At 69.6% G+C, this 21260-nt stretch carries 21 protein-coding genes; 16 read left to right on the top strand and 5 right to left on the bottom strand.

Going from position 1 to position 21260, the window contains the following annotated elements:
* Positions 1–14: 14 nt before the first annotated feature.
* Positions 15–1187, bottom strand: a complete 1173-nt coding sequence (gene glsA, locus RS82_RS19145; protein ID WP_045302473.1) for a glutaminase A — start codon at positions 1185–1187, stop codon at positions 15–17.
* A gap of 20 nt (positions 1188–1207) precedes the next feature.
* On the opposite strand from glsA, the gene rpe reads away from it, so the two are divergent.
* The 15 genes from rpe to RS82_RS19070 all read left to right on the top strand — a co-directional run bounded on the left by rpe (position 1208) and on the right by RS82_RS19070 (position 17136).
* The gene (gene rpe / locus RS82_RS19140) at positions 1208–1903 is read left to right on the top strand and encodes a ribulose-phosphate 3-epimerase (protein ID WP_045302471.1); all 696 of its coding nucleotides are present in this window, start codon (positions 1208–1210) and stop codon (positions 1901–1903) included.
* Between the two features lie 52 nt (positions 1904–1955).
* Positions 1956–2219, top strand: a complete 264-nt coding sequence (locus tag RS82_RS19135) for a phosphoribosyl-ATP diphosphatase (protein ID WP_045302883.1) — start codon at positions 1956–1958, stop codon at positions 2217–2219.
* A 43-nt stretch (positions 2220–2262) separates the two neighbouring features.
* Positions 2263–3105 (top strand): ATP phosphoribosyltransferase, encoded by an 843-nt coding sequence (gene hisG, locus RS82_RS19130; protein ID WP_045302469.1) that lies wholly within the window; start codon positions 2263–2265, stop codon positions 3103–3105.
* Positions 3105–3893, top strand: coding sequence for an imidazole glycerol phosphate synthase subunit HisF (gene hisF, locus RS82_RS19125; RefSeq protein WP_045302467.1), 789 nt, complete (start codon positions 3105–3107; stop codon positions 3891–3893). The genes hisG and hisF overlap by 1 nt, the downstream gene beginning before the upstream one ends.
* The gene (gene hisI, locus RS82_RS19120) at positions 3890–4255 is read left to right on the top strand and encodes a phosphoribosyl-AMP cyclohydrolase (protein WP_045302465.1); all 366 of its coding nucleotides are present in this window, start codon (positions 3890–3892) and stop codon (positions 4253–4255) included. Before hisF ends, hisI begins: the two co-directional genes overlap by 4 nt.
* A complete protein-coding gene (locus RS82_RS19115) occupies positions 4252–4887 on the top strand; it encodes a Trp biosynthesis-associated membrane protein (protein WP_045302463.1) in 636 nt (211 codons plus the stop codon). Before hisI ends, RS82_RS19115 begins: the two co-directional genes overlap by 4 nt.
* A 46-nt stretch (positions 4888–4933) precedes the next feature.
* Positions 4934–5164 carry a DUF6704 family protein gene (locus tag RS82_RS19110; RefSeq protein WP_045302461.1) on the top strand — a complete coding sequence of 77 codons (231 nt, stop codon included), beginning with the start codon at positions 4934–4936 and terminating at the stop codon, positions 5162–5164.
* 2 nt (positions 5165–5166) lie between these two features.
* On the top strand, positions 5167–5943 hold the full coding sequence (gene trpC, locus RS82_RS19105; protein WP_045302459.1) for an indole-3-glycerol phosphate synthase TrpC: 777 nt from the start codon (positions 5167–5169) through the stop codon (positions 5941–5943).
* Complete coding sequence (gene trpB / locus RS82_RS19100; RefSeq protein ID WP_045302458.1) at positions 5940–7205, top strand: tryptophan synthase subunit beta; 1266 nt, start codon at positions 5940–5942, stop codon at positions 7203–7205. Before trpC ends, trpB begins: the two co-directional genes overlap by 4 nt.
* Positions 7202–7996, top strand: a complete 795-nt coding sequence (trpA, locus tag RS82_RS19095) for a tryptophan synthase subunit alpha (protein WP_045302456.1) — start codon at positions 7202–7204, stop codon at positions 7994–7996. Before trpB ends, trpA begins: the two co-directional genes overlap by 4 nt.
* Before the next feature lie 65 nt (positions 7997–8061).
* Positions 8062–9033 carry a prolipoprotein diacylglyceryl transferase gene (gene lgt, locus RS82_RS19090; protein WP_045302454.1) on the top strand — a complete coding sequence of 324 codons (972 nt, stop codon included), beginning with the start codon at positions 8062–8064 and terminating at the stop codon, positions 9031–9033.
* A gap of 75 nt (positions 9034–9108) precedes the next feature.
* Positions 9109–13716 (top strand): glutamate synthase large subunit, encoded by a 4608-nt coding sequence (gltB, locus tag RS82_RS19085; protein WP_045302452.1) that lies wholly within the window; start codon positions 9109–9111, stop codon positions 13714–13716.
* Positions 13709–15175, top strand: a complete 1467-nt coding sequence (locus RS82_RS19080; protein ID WP_045302451.1) for a glutamate synthase subunit beta — start codon at positions 13709–13711, stop codon at positions 15173–15175. Before gltB ends, RS82_RS19080 begins: the two co-directional genes overlap by 8 nt.
* 48 nt (positions 15176–15223) lie before the next feature.
* Complete coding sequence (gene pyk, locus RS82_RS19075) at positions 15224–16672, top strand: pyruvate kinase (RefSeq protein WP_045302449.1); 1449 nt, start codon at positions 15224–15226, stop codon at positions 16670–16672.
* A 74-nt stretch (positions 16673–16746) separates the two neighbouring features.
* A complete protein-coding gene (locus RS82_RS19070; RefSeq protein WP_045302882.1) occupies positions 16747–17136 on the top strand; it encodes an SHOCT domain-containing protein in 390 nt (129 codons plus the stop codon).
* Between the two features lie 75 nt (positions 17137–17211).
* Here RS82_RS19070 and RS82_RS19065 read toward each other — a convergent pair whose 3' ends face one another.
* The 4 genes from RS82_RS19065 to RS82_RS19050 are packed head-to-tail and all read right to left on the bottom strand — an operon-like array spanning position 17212 to position 19512.
* Positions 17212–17979 carry an ABC transporter permease gene (locus RS82_RS19065; RefSeq protein ID WP_045302447.1) on the bottom strand — a complete coding sequence of 256 codons (768 nt, stop codon included), beginning with the start codon at positions 17977–17979 and terminating at the stop codon, positions 17212–17214.
* A complete protein-coding gene (locus RS82_RS19060; RefSeq protein WP_045302445.1) occupies positions 17976–18788 on the bottom strand; it encodes an ABC transporter ATP-binding protein in 813 nt (270 codons plus the stop codon). Before RS82_RS19060 ends, RS82_RS19065 begins: the two co-directional genes overlap by 4 nt.
* Positions 18785–19153: a DUF1048 domain-containing protein gene (locus RS82_RS19055; RefSeq protein ID WP_045302443.1), complete on the bottom strand. Its 369-nt coding sequence runs from the start codon at positions 19151–19153 to the stop codon at positions 18785–18787. The genes RS82_RS19060 and RS82_RS19055 overlap by 4 nt, the downstream gene beginning before the upstream one ends.
* Positions 19154–19155: 2 nt before the next feature.
* Positions 19156–19512: a PadR family transcriptional regulator gene (locus RS82_RS19050; RefSeq protein WP_045302441.1), complete on the bottom strand. Its 357-nt coding sequence runs from the start codon at positions 19510–19512 to the stop codon at positions 19156–19158.
* A 156-nt stretch (positions 19513–19668) separates the two neighbouring features.
* Between RS82_RS19050 and RS82_RS19045 the strand changes: the two genes are divergently transcribed.
* Complete coding sequence (locus tag RS82_RS19045; RefSeq protein ID WP_045302439.1) at positions 19669–21216, top strand: APC family permease; 1548 nt, start codon at positions 19669–19671, stop codon at positions 21214–21216.
* Positions 21217–21260 lie beyond the last annotated feature (44 nt).

Below are 21260 nucleotides of genomic sequence, written 5' to 3'. Positions count from 1 at the left end.
CCCCGCTCGCGAGTTCATTCCCGCAGGCGGATGCCGCTGGGCATCTGCTCGAACTCGACCCGCAGGGCGACCAGCGCGGCGCTGTGGGCGCGGGCGAGGTCCCGCGCGTCGACGATCACCTCGGCGGCCTCGGGGAGCGCTTCGGCGATCTCGCGGAGCACGGCGACGACCCGCTCGGTGCCGGCCAGGCCGAGCTCGCCCGACAGGCGCAGCACGCGTCCCTGGTCGGTGTCCTCGACGGTGAACGCGGGGACGGCGACGCTCTCGTGCGGCTCGAGCAGGTGCATGCCGAACCGCTCGCCGAGCGTCTCGAGGAGCGCGATGGCGCGCACCGAGTTGCCGTGCTCGTCCAGCCGGGGGCTGAACGCCGCGACGCCGAACTGCGACGGGGCGACGGCCAGCAGGCCTCCGCTGACGCCGCTCTTCGCCGGCAGACCGACGCGCAGCAGCCACTCGCCGGAGTAGTCGTACATGCCGCAGCTCGCCATGATCGACAGCACGTCGCGGGCCACGGCCTCGGAGACGACCCGCTCGCCGGTGACGGGGTTGAGGCCGCCGAACGCGAGCGTCGCGGACATCACTGCGAGGTCCCGCACGGTCACCAGCAGCGAGCACTGCCGGAAATAGGTCTCGACGGCGATCTCGACCGAGCCCTCGATGATCCCGTGCGAGCGCAGCAGGTGCGCCAGGGCGCGGTTGCGGTCGCCGGTCGCCGACTCCGAGGCGTAGACCTGCTCGTCGACCCACAGCGACCGCCCGGCGAACGCGGAGAGTCCTTCGACGATGCGGGTCATCCGGTCGTCGACGCCGTCGCCGGGGATGAGGGCGGACGTCGCGATCGCCCCGGCGTTGACCATGGGATTCGCCGGCCGCCCGGTGCCGGGCTCGAGGCTGATCGCGTTGAACGGCTCGCCGCTCGGCTCCGCGCCGACCTTGCGCAGCACCGCGTCGCGGCCGCGATCGGCGAGGGCGAGCGCGAGCACGAACGGCTTCGAGATCGACTGGATCGTGAACTCGTGCGTGACATCGCCGACGGCGCGGACCCGGCCGCGCGGGCCGACGACCGCGAGCGCGAGCCGGTCGGGATCGGCGGCGGCGAGCTCGGGGATGTAGCCCGCCGGGGCGCCGTCGTCATGGGGTCGGATGTCTTCGAGGACGTCGTGCAGCAGCGCCGTGATCGGATCCACGGCTCGACCATAATGGACGCGTGCCACCGATCGACGACGCCGCCCGCCAGAGGGGCATCCGCATCAATCCCAGCATCCTGGCCGCCGACTTCGTGAACATGCAGGCCGAACTCGCCCGCATCGCGACGGCCGACTTCGTCCATGTGGACGTCATGGACAACCACTTCGTGCCCAACCTCACGTTCGGCCCGCAGATGGTCGAGCGGATCCAGGCGACGAGCCCCGTGCCCCTCGACGTGCACCTCATGATCTCCGACCCCGACCGCTGGGCACCCGGCTACGCCGAGCTCGGGGCGGCATCCGTAACATTCCACCTCGAGGCGGCGACCGAGCCGGTCGCGCTCGCCCGACGGCTGCGCGACATCGGCGCACGCGCCGGCGTCGCGGTCAAGCCCGCGACCCCTGTGGAGGGCCTGTTCGACCTCCTCGACGACTTCGACCAGATCCTCGTGATGACGGTCGAGCCGGGCTTCGGCGGCCAGTCGTTCATGCCCGAGACCATGCCGAAGCTGCGTCGCCTGACCGACGAGGCCCGCAGGCGCGGGTCGTCGGTGTGGCTCCAGGTCGACGGCGGCATCGGCGAGTCGACGATCGCGCAGGCCGCCGAGGCGGGCGCCGACACGTTCGTCGCGGGCTCGGCCGTGTTCGGTGCGGGCGACCCGTCGAACGCCATCGCGGGCCTTCGCGCGTCCGCCGCCGAGCACCACATCCACTGACCGTCGCGTCACGCGGCGCCGAGGCATCCGCTCGGTTCGATACCCTGGCATGGTGAAGACGTTCGACACGCTGTACGCCGAGCTCGCCGCGAAAGCGGCTGAGCGCCCCGAGGGATCGGGAACCGTGGCACAGCTGGACGCGGGCGTCCACGCGATCGGCAAGAAGATCGTGGAGGAGGCGGCCGAGGTCTGGATGGCGGCCGAGTACGAATCGACGGATGCCGCAGCCGAGGAGATCTCGCAGCTGCTGTACCACCTGCAGGTGCTGATGCTCGCGAAGGGGCTGAGCCTCGAGGACGTCTACCGACATCTCTGAGCGCGAGTCCCCACCCGTCCTCGAACCCGAAAGCCCCGCTGCCATGCTGCGAATCGCCGTGCCGAACAAGGGCTCGCTCGCCGAGACCGCCTCTGAGATGCTTCACGAGGCGGGCTACATCGGTCGCCGCGACCCCAAGGACCTCCACGTCATCGACCCTCAGAACGAGGTCGAGTTCTTCTACCTCCGTCCGAAAGACATCGCCACGTACGTCGGATCCGGCGCACTGGACGTCGGCATCACCGGACGCGACCTGCTGCTCGACGCCCGCATGCCGGGCGCCCGCGAGATCGAGGCTCTCGGCTTCGGCGACTCGACGTTCCGCTTCGCGGGTCCTCCCGGACGCTTCACGTCCGTCCAGGACCTCCAGGGCGCGCGGGTCGCGACCGCCTACCCCGGCCTCGTCGACGCCTTCCTCGACGAGCACGGCGTGGCCGTCGACCTGGTGCCGCTGGACGGAGCGGTCGAGTCCGCCGTGCGCCTCGGGGTGGCGGACGCCGTCGCCGACGTCGTGTCGACCGGCACCACGCTGCGCCAGGCCGGCCTCGAGATCTTCGGCCCGGTGCTGCTGCAGTCCGAGGCGGTGCTGATCACCTCGCCGACACAGGCGGAGGGAACCGACACGTTGCTGCGGCGCCTGCGGGGCGTCATGGTCGCCCGCCGCTACGTCATGGTCGACTACGACCTGCCGGCCGACCTCGTCGACGACGCGGTCAAGATCGCCCCGGGCATCGAGTCGCCGACGATCGCGCCGCTGCGCGACCCTGCGTGGGTGGCCGTGCGCGTGATGGTGGCCCGCAAGGGCGTGAACCAGGTCATGGACGCGCTGTATGCGATCGGCGCCCGCGCGATCCTGGTCACCGCGATCCACAACGCGAGACTCTGATGAGCCTGGTCTGCCGCGTCATCCCGTGCCTCGACGTCGCCGCAGGGCGCGTCGTCAAGGGCGTGAACTTCCAGAACCTGCGCGACATGGGAGACCCGGTCGAACTGGCACGCGAGTACTTCCGCCAGGGCGCCGACGAGATCACCTTCCTCGACGTCACGGCGACGGTCGATGAGCGCTCGACGACCTACGACGTCGTCCGGCGCACCGCCGAAGAGGTCTTCATCCCGCTCACCGTGGGCGGGGGAGTCCGCTCGGCCGACGACGTCGCCCGCCTGCTGTCGGTCGGCGCCGACAAGATCGGCGTCAACTCGGCGGCGATCGCCCGCCCGGCGCTCCTGGACGAGATCGCCGACCGCTTCGGCGCTCAGGTGCTCGTGCTCTCGCTCGACGTCAAGCGGGCTTCGTCGCAGCTCAGCGAGCGCATCCCGTCCGGCTTCGTCGTCACCACGCACGGCGGCCGCACCGAGACGACCCTCGACGCGCTCGAGTGGGCGCGCGAGGCGATCGAACGCGGTGCGGGGGAGCTCCTGGTGAACTCGATCGACGCCGACGGCACCAAGCAGGGTTTCGATCTCGAACTCGTCTCCCTGATGCGCGAGGTGGCGAGCGTCCCCGTCATCGCGTCGGGTGGCGCCGGCCGCGCAGAGGACTTCGGCCCTGCCATCGAGGCCGGCGCGGACGCCGTGCTCGCAGCATCCGTCTTCCACTCCGGCCAGCTCACCGTCGGCGACGTGAAGGCCGCCATGCGCGCCGAAGGGATCGCCGTCCGGGAGGTGGCCGCATGACCGGGACGCTCGACGAACGCATCGCGCGCGTGACCTTCAACGCCGACGGCCTGGTCGCCGCGGTCATCCAGCAGTGGGACACCCGCGAGGTGCTCATGCTCGGATGGATGGATGCCGAGGCCCTGCGTCGCACGCTCACCGAGGGCCGCGTCACCTTCTGGTCGCGCTCGCGCCAGGAGTACTGGCGCAAGGGCGATACGTCCGGCCACATCCAGCTGGTCCGCGGAGCGAGCCTCGACTGCGACGGCGACACGATCCTCGTCGAGGTCGAGCAGATCGGCGCCGCATGCCACACCGGCACCCGCACGTGCTTCGACGGCCGCGACCTCGGCGCCGTGCGTGGCCCGGAGCCGGACGCGTGAACCGCAGGGCGCGACTGCTCTCCGTCGTCGTGGCGGTGCTGTGCGGGGCGCTGGGCGTGATCTCGTCGACCCAGACATGGCTGACGGTCGAGCTCCAGGACGCCGCCCACCACACGCTCGAGGTGCCCGGCGCCTCCGCGGTGCCGGTGCTGGCGCCTCTCAGCCTCGCTGTGCTCGCCCTCGGTGCCGCACTGTCGATCGTCGGGCTGGTGCTGCGCTACGTCTTCGGCGCACTGGCGTTCTTCATCGGCGCCGTCCTCGCCTGGCTCACTGCCCGCGTCGTGTTCGAGCACCCGGTCTCCGCCGTCGCCTCGGTCGTCACCGAATCCACCGGCATCGCGGGGGAGGCCTCCGTCGCGAAGCTCGTCGCGTCCATCGATGCGACCGCGTGGCCGGTGGTGACCCTGGTCGTCTGGGTGGTGCTGATCGCGGCCGGTGTCTTCGTGCTCGCGACAGCGCACGCCTGGTCGCGCACCGGTCGCCGCTACCGCACGGACGAGGCCGCGAAGGCCGCCCCGGCCGCCGGTTCCCCCGCGCGCGCCGGCGACGGCCCGCGCCCCCACGACGCTGCCGGATCGCGCGCCATCGACAACTGGGACGACCTGTCGCGTGGCGAGGATCCGACCGCCTGACCGCTAGACTGGCGGCATCCCGCCCAGGTTCCACGAGGAGACACGCATGAGCAACAACATCGGCGACCCCGGCCACGGACACTCGCCCGCAGCCTGGACTGCCGTCGTGATCATGCTCATCGCGGTCTCGATCGGCACCTTCTTCTTCTTCCTCGACATGCCGATCTTCGTCTGGGCGTCGGCCGGCCTCCTGGTCATCGGACTCCTCGTGGGCTGGATCATGAAGCGCGCCGGCTACGGCGTGGGCGGCTCCAAGGTCGCGGCGAAAGAGCACTGAGCATGCTCGCCGACCTCACGGCCGGCGCGGTGGAGGATGCGGAGGGACGCGCCTCGGTGCGTCCCCTGGCAGAGGTCGAGTCCGCAGCCCTCGCGCAGCGTCCCGCTCTCGACGTCCTCGCCGCGCTCGCCCCTTCCGACCGCGTCAAGATCATCGCCGAGGTCAAGCGTGCGAGCCCGTCGCGCGGCGACCTCGCCGCCATCCCGGACCCGGCGCTCCAGGCCCGTCGCTACGAAGAGGGCGGCGCGTCGGCGATCTCCGTCCTCACCGAGGGGCGGAAGTTCAAGGGCAGCCTCGCCGACCTCGAGGCGGTGAAGGCCGCGGTCACGCTGCCGGTCCTGCGCAAGGACTTCATCGCGACCGAGTACCAGGTGCTGGAGGCCCGCGCATCCGGCGCCGACCTGGTCCTGCTCATCGTCGCCGCGCTCGACCAGGACGTGCTCGCTCGCCTCTACGCATTCACGCGTGAGCTGGGAATGACGGCGCTCGTCGAGACGCACTCGGCCGACGAGGTCGACCGCGCCGTGGACCTCGGGGCGCAGCTCATCGGCGTCAACGCGCGCGACCTGTCCACCTTCCAGCTCGACCGCGACCTCTTCGGTCGCCTCGCCGAGCGCATCCCGGCGGGGGCGATCAAGATCGCCGAGTCCGCCGTGCTGGCGCCTGCCGACGTCGCCCACTACCGCCGCGACGGCGCAGACGTGGTGCTCGTGGGCGAGGCGCTCGTCACGAACGATCCCGTATCCACCCTGCGTGCATTCCTGGAGGCAGGCGCATGAGTCTTCGTGAGGCTCCCGGGCCGCTGTTCGGCGAGTTCGGCGGGCGGTACATGCCCGAGTCCCTCATCGCCGCCATCGACGAGCTGACAGCCGAGTACGAGGCGGCGAAGGCCGATCCCGCGTTCCAGGCCGAGTTCGTGCGGCTGCTGCACTCGTACGCCGGCCGCCCGTCGCCGATCACCGAGGTCGCCCGGTTCGCCGAGCACGCCGGCGGCGCCCGCGTGTTCCTCAAGCGCGAGGACCTCAACCACACCGGCTCGCACAAGATCAACAACGTGCTCGGCCAGGCGCTGCTCACGAAGCGCCTCGGCAAGACGCGCGTCATCGCCGAGACCGGCGCGGGCCAGCACGGCGTCGCGACCGCGACGGCCGCAGCGCTCTTCGGCTTCGAGTGCACGATCTACATGGGCGAGGTCGACACCGAGCGGCAGGCGCTCAACGTCGCCCGCATGCGCCTGCTCGGCGCCGAGGTGATCCCCGTCAAGACCGGCTCGCGCACCCTCAAGGACGCGATCAACGACGCCTACCGCGACTGGGTCGCGAGCGTCGAGACGACCAACTACATCTTCGGCACGGCCGCCGGGCCGCACCCGTTCCCCGCGATGGTCCGCGACTTCCAGAAGGTCATCTCGGAGGAGGCGCGCGCTCAGCTCCTCGAGGAGGCGGGGCGGCTGCCCGATGCCGTCCTCGCGTGCGTCGGCGGCGGCTCGAACGCGATCGGCATGTTCGACGCGTTCCTCGACGACGCGGGCGTCAAGCTCTACGGCGTCGAGGCCGCCGGTGACGGCGTCGACACGCCGCGGCACGCCGCGTCGATCGAGCGCGGCCGCCCGGGTGTGCTGCACGGCGCGAAGACCTTCGTGCTGCAGGACGAAGACGGCCAGACGATCGAGTCGCACTCGATCTCTGCGGGTCTCGACTACCCGGGCGTCGGCCCGGAGCACGCGTGGCTCGCCTCGATCGGCCGCGCCGAGTACATCCCGGCGACCGACGACGAGGCGATGCAGGCACTGCGTCTGCTCTCCGAGACGGAGGGCATCATCCCCGCGATCGAATCCGCCCACGCCCTCGCGGGGGCGCTCCGCATCGGCCGCGAGCTCGGCCCCGACGCGATCCTCGCCGTGTGCCTCTCCGGGCGCGGCGACAAGGACATGGACACCGCGGCGCGGTACTTCCAGCTGTACGACGAGGCAGCGGATGCCTCGACCGCCGCATCCGCGCCGCACGACGACGCCGCACACGGCGAGGGGGAGAAGCTGTGACCTCACGCGTCGCCGCGGCGATCGACGCCGCCCGTGCCGAGGGGCGCGGCGCGTTCGTCGGCTACCTGCCGCTCGGCTTCCCCGACCTCCAGACGAGCATCGACGCCGCGGTCGCACTGGCCGAGAACGGCGCCGACATCCTCGAGCTCGGGCCGCCCTACTCCGACCCCGTGATGGACGGCACGGTCATCCAGGAGGCGACCCAGACCGCCCTCGCGGGCGGGTTCCGCCTGCGCGACACGTTCACGGCGGTGCGCGAGATCACGCGCCGCGTCGACGTGCCGGTGCTCGTCATGACCTACTGGAACCCGGTGCTGCAGTACGGCGTCGACCGCTACGCCGACGACCTGCTCGCCGCCGGCGGAGCGGGCCTCATCACGCCCGACATCACGCCAGAGGCGGCGCCGGAGTGGATCGCCGCCAGCGAGCGCACCGGCCTCGACCGGGTGTTCCTCGCCGCGCCGACCTCGACGGACGAGCGCCTCGAGCTCATCGCGCAGAACTCCACCGGCTTCGTCTACACCGTCTCGACCATGGGCATCACGGGGGAGCGCGCGCAGTTGGATGCTGCGGCCCGCACCCTCGTCGCGCGCCTGCGCGAGCACGGGGTCGAGCACGCGTGCGTCGGCATCGGCATCTCGAACGCCGAGCAGGTCGCCGGCGTGCTCGAGTACGCCGACGGCGCGATCGTCGGCACGGCGCTCGTGCGCGCACTGCGCGAGCGGGGCCTGGAGGGCCTCGCCGAGACCGCGCAGAGCCTCGCCGCAGGCACCGCCCGCGGCGCGAACTAGACTTCTGACGTCGGCGGCCACCGCCGACGCCCCCAGCACGGATCCAGCAAGGACACGGTTCTCCCATGATCAACGCCGCCGCGAGCGTCGTCGCCAGCATCCCGAGCCCGTCGATCAGCTACTTCGACATCGGCCCCCTGCGGATCCACATCTACGCGCTGTGCATCATCACGGGCATCATCGTCGCGGTGCTGTGGACCAACGCCCGCCTCACGAAGCGCGGCGCGGAGCCGTGGGTCGTCATCGACATCGCCCTGCTCGCCGTCCCGCTCGCGATCATCACGGCTCGCATCTACCACGTGCTCACGCACTGGAACTTCTACTTCGGCGAGGGCGCGAACCCCTGGTCGGCCCTCTTCATCTGGGAGGGCGGCATCGCCATCTACGGCGCGCTCATCGGCGGCGCCGTCGGTGCCTGGCTCGGCTGCCGCTGGACCGGCATCCGCTTCTGGACCTTCGCGGACGCGCTCGCCCCCGGACTCCTCCTCGCCCAGGCCATCGGCCGTTTCGGCAACTGGTTCAACCAGGAGCTCTTCGGCCTGCCCACGGACCTGCCGTGGGGCCTCGAGATCGACTACCCGAACCCGGCGTGGCCGATCGGCCTGCCCGAGGGCACGCTCTTCCACCCGACCTTCCTCTACGAGGTCCTCTGGAACACGCTCGGCGTGCTCTTCCTCGTATGGGTGGGTCGCCGCTTCACGCTCCAGTGGGGACGCCTCTTCGGCCTGTACCTCGTGTGGTACAGCGCCGGCCGCATCGTGTGGGAGTCGATCCGGATCGACCCGAGCGACATCTTCCTGGGCCTTCGCACCAACGTCTGGGCAGCCATCCTCGGCGTAGTGATCGGGCTCGTGATCTTCTTCCTGCAGAAGCGCCGCCACCCCGGCCTGGAGCCGTCGCCCTATGTGTCCGGCCGCGAGTGGAAGGCCGGACAGGCTGTACAATCTTCGGAGACCGACGACTTCGTCGACGTCAGCGAACCCCCGACGTCCGAAGCCGAAGGGGTCAGCGCCACAAGCACTCCTGCCAACAAGTAACGCAGCTCTCTCCCCGAAGAGCGCGCCCAGGGCCGACGTCGTCCCATCTTGACTATCAACGTGAGGACGGTAGGTATGGCTTCGAGCCCCCGTTCCGTCGCCTCTGCGGAGGCGAACTTCCCCGCTGCGTCCGGCCGTGCCGGGTTCCCGCAGAAGCAGGGGATGTACAACCCTGCCTTCGAGAAGGACGCCTGCGGCCTGGCCATGGTGGCCACGCTCCGCGGTGAGGCCGGCCACGACATCATCGATCTGGCCCTGACCGCCTTGCGCAACCTCGAGCACCGAGGCGCGATCGGCTCCGATGCCGGCACCGGCGACGGCGCGGGCATCCTGACGCAGATGCCGGACGCGTTCCTGCGAGCGGTGGCCGGGTTCGACCTGCCGCCGGTCGGCGAGTACGCCGCAGGCCTGGTGTTCCTGCCGCGCGACGCCGAGGCGCGCGCGACGCAGAAGAGCGGGATCGAGCGGATCGCCGCATCCGAGGGTCTGACCGTGCTCGGCTGGCGCGACGTCCCGACCGCCGACGAGAACCTGGGCAAGCTGGCCTTCGAGGCGCGCCCGGTCTTCGAGCAGCTCTTCATCTCACGTCCCGCGACCGGTGACGCCGCGGCTCTTTCGGGCATCGCGCTCGACCGTCGCGCGTACCGCCTGCGCGCCCGTGCACGCACCGAGCTCGACGCGTACTTCGTGTCGCTGTCCTCGCGCACGCTCGGCTACAAGGGCATGGTCACGACGCTCCAGCTCGAGCCGTTCTATCCCGACCTCCAGGACGAGCGCTTCGCCTCAGAGCTCGCGGTGGTGCACTCGCGCTACTCGACCAACACCTTCCCGTCGTGGCCGCTCGCGCAGCCGCTGCGCATGCTCGCGCACAACGGCGAGATCAACACCGTCAACGGCAACCGCAACTGGATGCGCGCCCGCCAGTCGCAGCTCGAGTCCGAGCTGCTCGGCGACATCCAGCCGCTGCTGCCCATCTGCACCACCGGCGCGAGCGACTCGGCGTCGTTCGACGAGGTGCTCGAACTCCTCACGCTGACGGGCCGGAGCCTCCCGCACGCCATCATGATGATGGTGCCCGAGGCCTACGAGAAGCAGGCCGACATCGACCCGAAGCTGCGGGCGTTCTACGAGTTCCACTCCATGCAGATGGAGCCGTGGGACGGCCCGGCCGCACTGATCTTCACCGACGGCACGCTCGTCGGCGCAACGCTGGACCGCAACGGCCTGCGCCCCGGCCGCTGGACCGAGACGACCGACGGCCTCATCGTGATCGGCAGCGAGACCGGTGTGCTCGACTTCGAGCCCGAGCGGATCAAGCGTCGCGGCCGCCTGCGCCCCGGACGCATGTTCCTCGTCGACACCGCCCAGCGCCGCATCATCGAGGACGACGAGATCAAGGCGCAGCTCGCCGACCAGGAGCCGTGGCAGGAGTGGCTCGACGCCGGCCGCGTCCGCCTCGCCGATCTCCCCGAGCGCGAGCACATCGTGCACCCCATCGCCTCGATCACGCGGCGCCAGCGCACCTTCGGCTACACCGAGGAAGAGGTCAAGATCCTCCTCACGCCGATGGGTCAGAACGGCGCCGAGCCGCTCGGTGCCATGGGCTCCGACACGCCGGTCGCGGTCCTGAGCGAGCGCCCGCGCCTGCTGTTCGACTACTTCACGCAGCAGTTCGCGCAGGTCACCAACCCGCCGCTGGACTCCATCCGCGAAGAGGTCGTCACGTCGCTGGGCCTGGGCCTCGGCCCCGAGCGCAACCTCCTCGAGTGGGGGCCCGAGCACACGCGCGTCGTGACGCTCGACTTCCCGGTGATCGACAACGACGAGCTCGCCAAGATCCAGCACATCGACACGGCCCTTCCCGGCCGCACGTCGGTCACGATCCGCGGCCTGTACCGCGTCGAGGCCGGCCACAAGGGCATGAAGAAGCGCCTCGAGCAGATGTGCCAGGAGGTCGACCAGGCCATCGAGGACGGCGCCGAGTTCATCGTGCTGTCGGACCGCGACTCCAACAAGGACCTGGCGCCCATCCCGTCGCTGCTCATGCTGGCGGCCGTGCACCACCACCTCATCCGCAAGCAGACCCGCATGAAGTGCGGTCTCGTGGTGGAGGCGGGCGACGTGCGCGAGGTGCACCACATCGCGACGCTCATCGGGTACGGGGCATCCGCTGTCAACCCGTACCTCGCGATGGAGACCGTCGAGTACCTGGTGCGGGCCGGCTTCATCACCGGCATCGCGCCCGAGAAGGCCGTCAAGAACCTGATCTACGCCCTCGGCAAGGGCGTGCTCAAGATCATGTCGAAGATGGGCATCTCGACCGTGTCGTCTTACGCCGGCGCCCAGGTGTTCGAGGCCGTCGGCCTGTCGCAGGACTTCGTCGACACGTACTTCACCGGCACCGAGTCCAAGCTCGGCGGCGTCGGGCTCGACGTCATCGCCGCCGAGAACGCCGCCCGGCACGCGTATGCCTACCCGCAGGATGCTGCGGTCCGGGCGCACGAGCGGCTCTGGACGGGTGGCGAGTACCAGTGGCGCCGCGACGGGTCGCCCCACCTGTTCAACCCCGACACGGTGTTCCGCCTGCAGCACTCGACACGCACGCGCCGGTACGACATCTTCCGCGAGTACACGAAGCTCGTCGACGACCAGGCGAACGAGCTGAAGACCCTGCGCGGCCTGTTCGCGCTCAAGACCGAGGGTCGCACGCCCGTGCCGATCGACGAGGTCGAGTCGGTGGCGTCGATCGTCAAGCGCTTCTCGACGGGTGCGATGAGCTACGGCTCCATCTCGCGCGAAGCCCACGAGACGCTCGCGATCGCGATGAACCGCATCGGCGGCAAGTCGAACACCGGCGAGGGCGGCGAGGACGTGGACCGCCTCCTCGACCCCGAGCGTCGCAGCTCCATCAAGCAGGTCGCGTCGGGCCGCTTCGGCGTCACGAGCCTGTACCTGACAGAGGCCGACGACATCCAGATCAAGCTCGCGCAGGGCGCCAAGCCCGGCGAGGGTGGACAGCTGCCGCCGACCAAGGTGTACCCGTGGGTCGCCCGGACGCGTCACGCGACCGCCGGCGTGGGTCTCATCTCGCCGCCGCCGCACCACGACATCTATTCGATCGAGGACCTCAAGCAGCTGATCTTCGACCTGAAGCGCGCCAACCCCGGTGCGCGGGTCCACGTGAAGCTGGTGAGCCAGTCGGGCATCGGCGCGGTCGCCGCCGGCACCGCCAAGGCGCTGGCCGACGTCATCCTGGTGTCGGGCCACGACGGCGGCACCGGCGCGAGCCCGCTGAACTCGCTGAAGCACGCCGGCACCCCGTGGGAGCTCGGTCTCGCCGAGACGCAGCAGACGCTCATGCTCAACGGCATGCGCGACCGCGTCGTCGTGCAGGTCGACGGCCAGCTCAAGACCGGCCGCGACGTCATCATCGGCGCGCTGCTGGGCGCGGAGGAGTTCGGCTTCGCCACGGCGCCGCTCGTGGTGTCGGGTTGCATCATGATGCGCGTCTGCCACCTCGACACCTGCCCCGTGGGCGTCGCGACGCAGAACCCCGTGCTGCGCGAGCGCTTCAACGGCAAGCCGGAGTTCGTCGTGAACTTCATGGAGTTCATCGCCGAAGAGGTGCGCGAGTACCTCGCGTCCCTCGGCCTCCGCTCTCTCGACGAGGCGATCGGCCGCAGCGACCTGCTGGACATCGACGGCGCGGTGAACCACTGGAAGGCGAACGGCCTGGATCTCGGCCCCGTGCTCGACGGGCCGGTCTTCGCCGAGGACGAGCCGCGCCGTAACACGACCGCGCAGCTGCACGAACTCGACGAGCACTTCGACGTCGGTCTCATCGAGCGCGCGCAGGACGTCATCGCGAACGGCGGCGAGATCACGATCGACCTGCCGATCCGCAACACCGAGCGCGCCGTCGGCACGCTGCTGGGTCACCACGTGACCAAGGCGCGCGGTGAGAACGGGCTGCGCTCGGGGAGCATCGTCGTCAACCTCACGGGGTCGGCGGGCCAGTCGTTCGGCGCGTTCATGCCCGCGGGCATCACCCTGCGCCTCGAGGGCGACTCCAACGACTACGTCGGGAAGGGGCTCTCGGGCGGTCAGATCGTCGTCCGTCCGCCACGCGGAGCCACGTTCGACGCGTCCAAGAACGTCATCGCCGGCAACGTGATCGGCTACGGCGCGACGCTCGGGACGATGTTCCTGCGCGGCGTCGTGGGCGAGCGCTTCTTCGTGCGCAACTCCGGTGCCACCGCGGTGGTCGAGGGCGTGGGCGATCACGCGCTCGAGTACATGACCGGCGGTCTCGCGGTCATCCTCGGCGCGACCGGACGCAACCTCGGTGCCGGCATGTCCGGTGGCACCGCGTACGTGTACAAGCTCGACCGCAAGCTCGTGAACCGCGAGGCGCTGGCCTCCGGCGAGCTCGAGCTCGGCGAGCTGGGCTCCGGCGACGCCGAGATCCTTCGCGACCTGCTCGAGCAGCACGTCGCCGAGACCGAATCGACCCTCGCCAAGGCTCTCCTCGACGACTTCGAGGCCGAGCTGGCGAACTTCGTCCGGGTCCTGCCACGCGACTACGCCGCTGTGCTGCAGACCCGCCAGGAGGCGGTGGCCGAGGGGCTCGACCCCGACGGCGACGTCGTCTGGAACCGCATCCTGGAGGTGACGGGTGGCTGACCCGAAGGGCTTTCTGAAGGTCACCGAGCGCGAGCTGCCCACGCGGCGGCCGGTGCCGGTGCGCATCATGGACTGGAAAGAGGTCTATGAGCCGGGCGACGCGGCGGTGCTGCGCCGGCAGGCCGGGCGCTGCATGGACTGCGGCGTGCCGTTCTGCCACAAGGGCTGCCCGCTCGGCAACCTCATCCCGGAGTGGAACGACCTGACGTGGCGCGGCGAAGGCCGCGCCGCCAGCGAGCGTCTGCACGCGACGAACAACTTCCCGGAGTTCACCGGGCGGCTGTGCCCCGCTCCCTGCGAGAGCTCCTGCGTGCTCGGCATCAACCAGCCGGCGGTGACCATCAAGCAGGTAGAGGTCTCGATCGCCGACGAGGCGTTCGCGAACGGCTGGATCGAGCCGGAGCCCCCGGGGCGCCTCACCGGGAAGACCGTCGCCGTCGTCGGCTCGGGTCCTGCCGGTCTCGCGGCCGCGCAGCAGCTGACGCGCGCGGGCCACACCGTCGCCGTGTTCGAGCGCGACGACCGCATCGGCGGCCTCCTGCGCTACGGCATCCCCGACTTCAAGATGGAGAAGAAGCACCTCGAGTCGCGTCTTCGCCAGATGCAGGACGAGGGCACGCGGTTCCGCGCGGGCGTCGAGATCGGCAAGGACATCTCCTGGGCCGACCTCCGCGCCCGTTACGACGCGGTCGTCATCGCCACGGGCGCGACCGTGCCGCGCGAACTCGCGATCCCCGGACGCGACCTGGCCGGCGTGCATTTCGCGATGGAGTACCTCGTCGAGTCGAACAAGGCCGTCGCAGGTGACGCGGTCGCCAATCAGATCACGGCCGAGGGCAAGCACGTCGTGGTCATCGGCGGCGGCGACACCGGAGCCGACTGCATCGGCACGGCACACCGTCACGGCGCGCTGAGCGTGACGAACCTCGCGATCGGCCGCCGCCCCCCGGGCGAGCGTCCCGAGCACCAGCCGTGGCCGATGGACCCGCTCGTGTTCGAGGTGCAGTCCGCGCACGAAGAGGGCGGCGAGCGTGCCTTCCTCGCCTCGACCGTCGAGTTCCTGGCGAACGACGCCGGCGAGGTGCGCGCGCTGCGCGTCGCCGAGACCGAGTTCGTCGACGGCCGCCGCGTGCCCAAGAGCGGCACCGAGCGTGAGATCCCCGCCGACCTCGTACTGATCGCGATGGGCTTCACCGGCCCCGAGCGCGCCCTCCTCGAGGACCAGCTCGGCGCCCGCTTCACCGAGCGGGGCAACGTGCGCCGCGAGGACGACTACCAGACGACCGCCCCGGGCGTGTTCGTGGCCGGCGACGCCGGCCGCGGCCAGTCGCTCATCGTGTGGGCGATCGCCGAGGGACGCGCCGCCGCAGCCAGCGTCGACCGCTTCCTCATGGGCGAGACGGAGCTACCTGCTCCGGTCCGCCCGACCGATGTCGCCATCGGCCTGCAGCCCGCGTAGGCTGGCCGAGGCACTCGCCACCTTCAACCCACCCGGAGAAAACCACGGATGAGACGCGCCAAGATCGTCGCCACCCTGGGGCCCGCCACGTCGTCGTATGAGATGGTCCGCGCGATCATCGATGCCGGCGTCGACGTCGCCCGCTTCAATCTGAGCCACGGGGACTACTCGGTCCACGACAACAACTTCGCCAACGTACGCAAGGCCGCCGACGACGCCGGACGGGCGGTCGCGATCCTCGTCGACCTGCAGGGTCCGAAGATCCGCCTCGGCAAGTTCGAGAACGGACCGCACGAGCTGGCGGTCGGCGACATCTTCAAGATCACCACGGAGGACATCCTCGGCACCAAGGAGATCGTCGGCACGACGTTCAAGGGCCTGCCGAACGACGTCAAGCCGGGCGATTTCCTCCTCATCGACGACGGCAAGGTCCGCGTCGAGGTCGTCGAGACCGACGGCACGGTCGTCACCACCAAGGTGATCGTCGCAGGCCCCGTCTCGAACAACAAGGGCATCAACCTGCCCGGCGTCGCAGTCAACGTCCCCGCGCTGTCCGAGAAGGACGAGGCCGACCTCCGCTGGGGTCTGCGCGCCGGCGCCGACATCATCGCCCTGTCGTTCGTGCGCGACGCGAAGGACGTGCAGCGCGTCCACGTCATCATGGCCGAGGAGGGGCGCCACGTGCCTGTCATCGCCAAGATCGAGAAGCCGCAGGCCGTCGACAACCTCGAGGAGATCATCGACGCATTCGACGGCATCATGGTCGCCCGCGGCGACCTCGGCGTCGAGCTGCCCCTCGAGGCGGTGCCGATCGTGCAGAAGCGCGCGGTCGAGCTCTGCCGTCGTATGGCCAAGCCCGTCATCGTCGCGACGCAGATGCTCGAGTCGATGATCGAGAACCCGGTGCCCACGCGCGCCGAGACGAGCGACGTCGCCAACGCGGTCCTCGACGGCGCGGACGCGGTCATGCTCTCGGGCGAGACCAGCGTCGGCAAGTACCCGGTGGTGGTCGTCGAGACCATGGCGCGCATCGTGGAGTCGACAGAGGAGCACGGCCTGGACCGCATCCAGCCGCTCACGACCAAGCCCCGCACGCAGGGCGGCGCGATCACGCTGGCCGCGATGGAGGTCGCCGAGTTCGTCGACGCGAAGTTCCTCTGCATCTTCACGGAGTCGGGCGACACCGCGCGCCGCATGTCGCGCCTGCGTCCCCGCATCCCCATGATCGGTTTCGCGCCCGAACCGGCGATCCGCCGTCGGATGGCGCTGACGTGGGGTGTGCAGTCGACGCTCGTCGAGCACGTCGCGCACACCGACCTGATGTTCATCCAGGTCGACGACTACCTGCTGTCGAACGACCTCGCGAAGGTCGGCGACAAGGTCGTCGTGATCTCGGGATCCCCTCCCGGAATCATCGGCTCGACGAACGACATCCGCATCCACAAGGTGGGCGACGCGGTGCACGGCAAGGCGCCGATCTACAAGACACGGGACTGACACGTCCCTCAACCGGACGGCTGCGACCACTACTGTGGTCGCAGCCGTCCGGTTTTTCGAGAGAGGTGACGCCGATGTGGTTCGGTGATTTCTGGTGGTTCCTGCTGTGGAGCTTCTACTTCATCGCGTATCTGTACGTGGTGATCGTGATCATCACGGACCTGTTCCGTGACGATGCGCTCAACGGCTGGCTCAAGGCGCTGTGGATCATCGCCCTCGTCTTCGTGCCGTTCCTCACCGCGCTGATCTACATCATCGCCCGCGGCAAGGGCATGGCCGCGCGTGCGCAGTCCGCGCGCGGGGGAGTGGTGGCCGAGTCCGACGACTACCGTCCCTCCGCCTCATCGAGTCCCGCAGAGGACATCGCGCAGGCGAAGGCGCTCCTCGACGCCGGCGCGATCTCGCAGGGCGAGTTCGACGCCCTGAAGAGCAAGGCGCTCGGCAACCAGTACTTCGGCGCTTGACCCCTGAGAACAGCAGAAGAGCGGATGCCTCGGATTCGAGGCATCCGCTCTTCCGTTTGTGCCGGCCTGCCGGCGTCAGCTGATCTTCTTGCGGTAGATCGCCATCGACGCGATGTACGCGACGACGAGGATGCCGACCAGCCAGGCCATCGCCACCCAGATGTCGGTGCCGACCGGCTCGCCGGCGAACAGCGCCCGCATCGAGTCGACGATCGAGGTGACCGGCTGGTTCTCGGCGAACCACTGCACCGGACCCGGCATGCTCTCGGTCGGGACGAACGCCGAGCTGATGAACGGGAGGAAGATGAGCGGGTACGAGAACGCACTCGCGCCGTCCACCGTCTTCGCCGTCAGGCCCGGGATCACCGCGAGCCACGTGAGCGCCAGCGTGAACAGCACCAGCATGCCGATCACGCCCATCCACGCGCCGAAGCTCGCGCCCGTGCGGAACCCCATCAGCAGCGCGACGCCGATGACGAGGGCGAGCGAGACGAGGATCGAGACGAGCGATGTCAGCACGTGCGCCCACAGGACTCCCGACCGTGCGATCGGCAGGGACTGGAACCGCTCGAAGATGCCGCTCTGCATGTCCAGGAACAGCCGGTAGGCCGTGTAGGCGATGCCCGAGGCGATCGTGATGAGCAGGATGCCGGGGAGCATGTAGTCGATGTACGACCCCTTTGCGCCGCCGGTGTCGATCGCCCCGCTGAAGACGTAGACGAACAGGAGCATCAGCGCGATCGGGGTGACCGCGGTGGTGATGATGGTGTCGGGGCTGCGCAGGATGTGCCGCAGCGACCGGCTGGTGAGAACGGCGGTGTCGCCGATGATGTGCGCGGTCATCGTCCTTCCTTTCGTGTCGTGGCGGCGTTCGCGGCGTCGCCGGGTTCTGCGGTCTCCTCTTCGCCGGTGAGGGCGAAGAAGACGTCCTCGAGGCTCGGCTGCTTCTCGACGTACTCGACCTCGGCCGGCGGCAGGAGCTGCTTGAGCTCCGCGAGCGTGCCGTCGACGATGATGCGGCCCTTGTGGAGGATCGAGATGCGGTCCGCGAGCTGCTCGGCCTCTTCGAGGTACTGCGTGGTCAGCAGCACGGTCGTGCCGCCCCGCGCCAGCTCCCGCACCGCATCCCAGACCTCGAGGCGCGCTGCGGGGTCGAGACCGGTCGTGGGCTCGTCGAGGAAGATCACCGGCGGGTCCCCGATCAGGCTCATCGCGATGTCGAGCCGGCGCCGCATGCCGCCGGAGTACGTCGACACCTTGCGGGAGCCGGCATCCGTCAGCGAGAAGCGGGCGAGCAGGCCGTCCGCGATCGCGCCGGGGTCGGGGAGGTGGCGGAGCTGCGCGATGAGCACGAGGTTCTCGCGGCCGCTCAGCACCTCGTCGACGGCGGCGAACTGCCCGGTGAGGCTGATCGTCTCGCGCACCTTCTGAGCCTGGGCGGCGACGTCGAATCCGGCGATGGCGGCGGTGCCGGCATCGGCCTTGAGCAGCGTCGACAGGATGCGGACGACCGTGGTCTTTCCCGCACCGTTCGAGCCGAGCAGCGCGAAGATGCTGCCGCGCGCCACCTCGAAGTCGACGCCGCGCAGCACGTGCAGGTCCTTGTAGGACTTCTCGAGCCCCTGGACCCGGATGGCGGTGTCGGTGGTCATTTCTCATCTCCTCGTTCTGCGTCGTCGATCGCCTTGTTGAGGCGTGCGCGCTCCTTGTCGATCCATTGCTTGCCGGAGTAGGCGGCGGTGAACTCCTCGGCGAACGCCGAGGCGTCCTCGCCGACGATGTCGCGCACGGGGGTGCCGTCGGCGGCCGCGCGCTCCCAGAGGTCGGCCGAGTCGCCGAGCATCTGCATCATCGTGACGCCGTCGGTCATCCCGCCGACGGTCATGAAGTACCTGTCCAGCGCCTTGGCGGCGCCGCGGTAGGGCTCGGGCAGCGCCTCGATGCGCGCCTTGTACTGACGGTACTGCTTCTTCTGCTCGAGCGAGCCGGTGACGACTTCGTACCACTTGGCGGCCATGATCAGTCCTCTTCCTGGGGGTTGTGGGTGTCGGCGTGTTCGCGGTGGAGCTGTTCGATGCGTTCTGCGAGGAAGCTCCAGGTCCTCCAGAACTCCGCGAGCTGCTCGCGGCCCTGCGCGTTGAGGGAGTACACCTTGCGCGGCGGTCCCTTCTCCGACGGGACCTTCTCGACGTCGACGAGGCCGCGCTGCTCGACCCTGACCAGCAGGGCGTACACCGTGCCTTCGGCGATGTCGGAGAAGCCCTGGTCCCGCAGCCACGAGGTGATCTCGTACCCGTAGGCGGGGCGTCCGGAGAGGATCGCGAGCACGATGCCCTCGAGCGTGCCCTTGAGCATCTCGGTCTCCTGCTTGCCCATGGCGCACCTCCTTCTGTCTGACTACTCAGTCTTGCTGACTACTGGTAGACGGTAACACTAAGTACCAGTACTTAGCAACACCGAATAGCAAAGAAATCTCGGGCAGAGGTGTAATGTCCATCCGTCGCCAATGGAGGCGGCAGCAAAGGACCTTCGATGACCCGATCCAGCTCACCGGTCGCACCCGACGACCAGAGCACCCCTGAGCGTCACGATCTGCAGGCGGGCGGCGTCAGCGCTGCCGGCTCGATCGTGATGGCCGTCGCCGGAAGCGCTCCGGCCTACTCGATCGCCGCGACCACGGCCACCCTCGTCGGCGTCGCCGGGCTCGGCGCCCCCGCCGCACTGCTGTGGTGCGGCATCCCGATGCTCGGCATCGCCTGGGCGTTCCTGTACCTCGGCAGAGCCGATGTCAACGCCGGTGCGGCGTACTCCTGGGTGGCGAGGGCGCTGCATCCGGCGCTCGGATTCCTCTCCGGGTGGGCGCTGGTGATCTCGGCGACGATCTTCATGGTCGCCGGCGCGCTTCCCGCCGGCGCGATGACCGTCTCGCTGTTCGACCCGTCCCAGGCCGAGAACGTGCCGCTCATCACCGGCGTCGGCGCGATCTGGTTCGTCATCATGGCGGCCTGCGTCTACTTCGGCGTGAACATCACCGCGCGCGCCCAGTGGATCATGTCGACGATCGAGGTCGGCATCCTTGTGGTGTTCGCCGGGCTCGCGCTCTTCCGCGCCGCCACGACGAGCCACGACGGACCGAACTTCTCCTGGGACTGGCTCGGCTTCTCGCACCTCACCGGACCCGGCATCTTCGTCGGTGCCGCGCTGATCGCGGCCTTCTACTACTGGGGCTGGGACGTCAGCTCGAACCTCAATGAGGAGACCACCAACGGCCACAAGTCGGCCGGCGCGGCAGGACTCATCGGTGTGGGCATCGTCTTCGTGCTGTTCGAGATCTTCACGATCGCGACGCTCATCATGCTGTCGCAGGAGCAGATCGAGGCGAACAGCGCCAACATCCTCTCGGTGCTCGGCGACGTCATCTGGCCGGGCCTCGGGGGCAAGATCCTGATCATCGCGGTGGCCCTCTCGACGATCGCGACGCTCGAGACCACGCTCATCCAGGTGACCCGGTCGCTGTTCGCGATGGGCCGTGACCACACGATCCCGCGCGCGTTCGGTCGCGTGCACCCGCGATGGAAGACTCCGACCTACGCGACGATCGTCATCCTCGTCGTCTCGCTGCTGCTGTTCGTCGGCTCGAACTTCCTCGGCAGCGTGGGCGACATCATGGAGAACGCCATCCTGTCGATCGGCCTCCAGATCGCGTTCTACTACACGCTCGCCGGCGTCGCCGTCGTCGTGGCGTATCGGAGGGTGCTCTTGCACTCCGTGAAGAACTTCCTGCTGATCGGACTGTGGCCCGCCGCCGGTGCGGCGTTCATGGGCTGGGCGTTCTTCGCGTCGATCCCGAGCAACGACCCGATCGTGAACTGGCTCGGCATCGGGCTCATCGTGCTGGGCATCGTGCCGCTGGCCCTGTTCTACCGCAAGGCGAAGGTGTACTACTCGCGCCGCCCGCTCGAGGTGCCTCCCGAGCTCGACAAGAAGGCTCCTGCCGACATCGATCTGCGCTCGCCCGGGCAGGTCGAGACGCTGCCCGACCCGAACACCTCGGTGATCAAGACTCTCGACGAGGAGTGAGATGAGAAGAGCGGATGCTCCCCACCTCGCGGGTGAGCATCCGC

Source organism: Microbacterium trichothecenolyticum, assembly GCF_000956465.1.
GTDB lineage: Bacteria > Actinomycetota > Actinomycetes > Actinomycetales > Microbacteriaceae > Microbacterium > Microbacterium trichothecenolyticum.
This window is presented reverse-complemented; position numbering and strand designations above follow the sequence as displayed.

Coding starts and splice junctions, on each gene's coding strand:
- hisG (WP_045302469.1), top strand. CDS start 2,263: ATGCTGCGAATCGCCGTGCCGAACAAGGGCTCGCTCGCCGAGACCGCC.
- hisF (WP_045302467.1), top strand. CDS start 3,105: ATGAGCCTGGTCTGCCGCGTCATCCCGTGCCTCGACGTCGCCGCAGGG.
- hisI (WP_045302465.1), top strand. CDS start 3,890: ATGACCGGGACGCTCGACGAACGCATCGCGCGCGTGACCTTCAACGCC.
- RS82_RS19110 (WP_045302461.1), top strand. CDS start 4,934: ATGAGCAACAACATCGGCGACCCCGGCCACGGACACTCGCCCGCAGCC.
- trpC (WP_045302459.1), top strand. CDS start 5,167: ATGCTCGCCGACCTCACGGCCGGCGCGGTGGAGGATGCGGAGGGACGC.
- trpB (WP_045302458.1), top strand. CDS start 5,940: ATGAGTCTTCGTGAGGCTCCCGGGCCGCTGTTCGGCGAGTTCGGCGGG.
- lgt (WP_045302454.1), top strand. CDS start 8,062: ATGATCAACGCCGCCGCGAGCGTCGTCGCCAGCATCCCGAGCCCGTCG.
- gltB (WP_045302452.1), top strand. CDS start 9,109: ATGGCTTCGAGCCCCCGTTCCGTCGCCTCTGCGGAGGCGAACTTCCCC.
- pyk (WP_045302449.1), top strand. CDS start 15,224: ATGAGACGCGCCAAGATCGTCGCCACCCTGGGGCCCGCCACGTCGTCG.
- RS82_RS19070 (WP_045302882.1), top strand. CDS start 16,747: ATGTGGTTCGGTGATTTCTGGTGGTTCCTGCTGTGGAGCTTCTACTTC.
- RS82_RS19065 (WP_045302447.1), bottom strand. CDS start 17,979: ATGACCGCGCACATCATCGGCGACACCGCCGTTCTCACCAGCCGGTCG.
- RS82_RS19060 (WP_045302445.1), bottom strand. CDS start 18,788: ATGACCACCGACACCGCCATCCGGGTCCAGGGGCTCGAGAAGTCCTAC.
- RS82_RS19055 (WP_045302443.1), bottom strand. CDS start 19,153: ATGGCCGCCAAGTGGTACGAAGTCGTCACCGGCTCGCTCGAGCAGAAG.
- RS82_RS19050 (WP_045302441.1), bottom strand. CDS start 19,512: ATGGGCAAGCAGGAGACCGAGATGCTCAAGGGCACGCTCGAGGGCATC.
- RS82_RS19045 (WP_045302439.1), top strand. CDS start 19,669: ATGACCCGATCCAGCTCACCGGTCGCACCCGACGACCAGAGCACCCCT.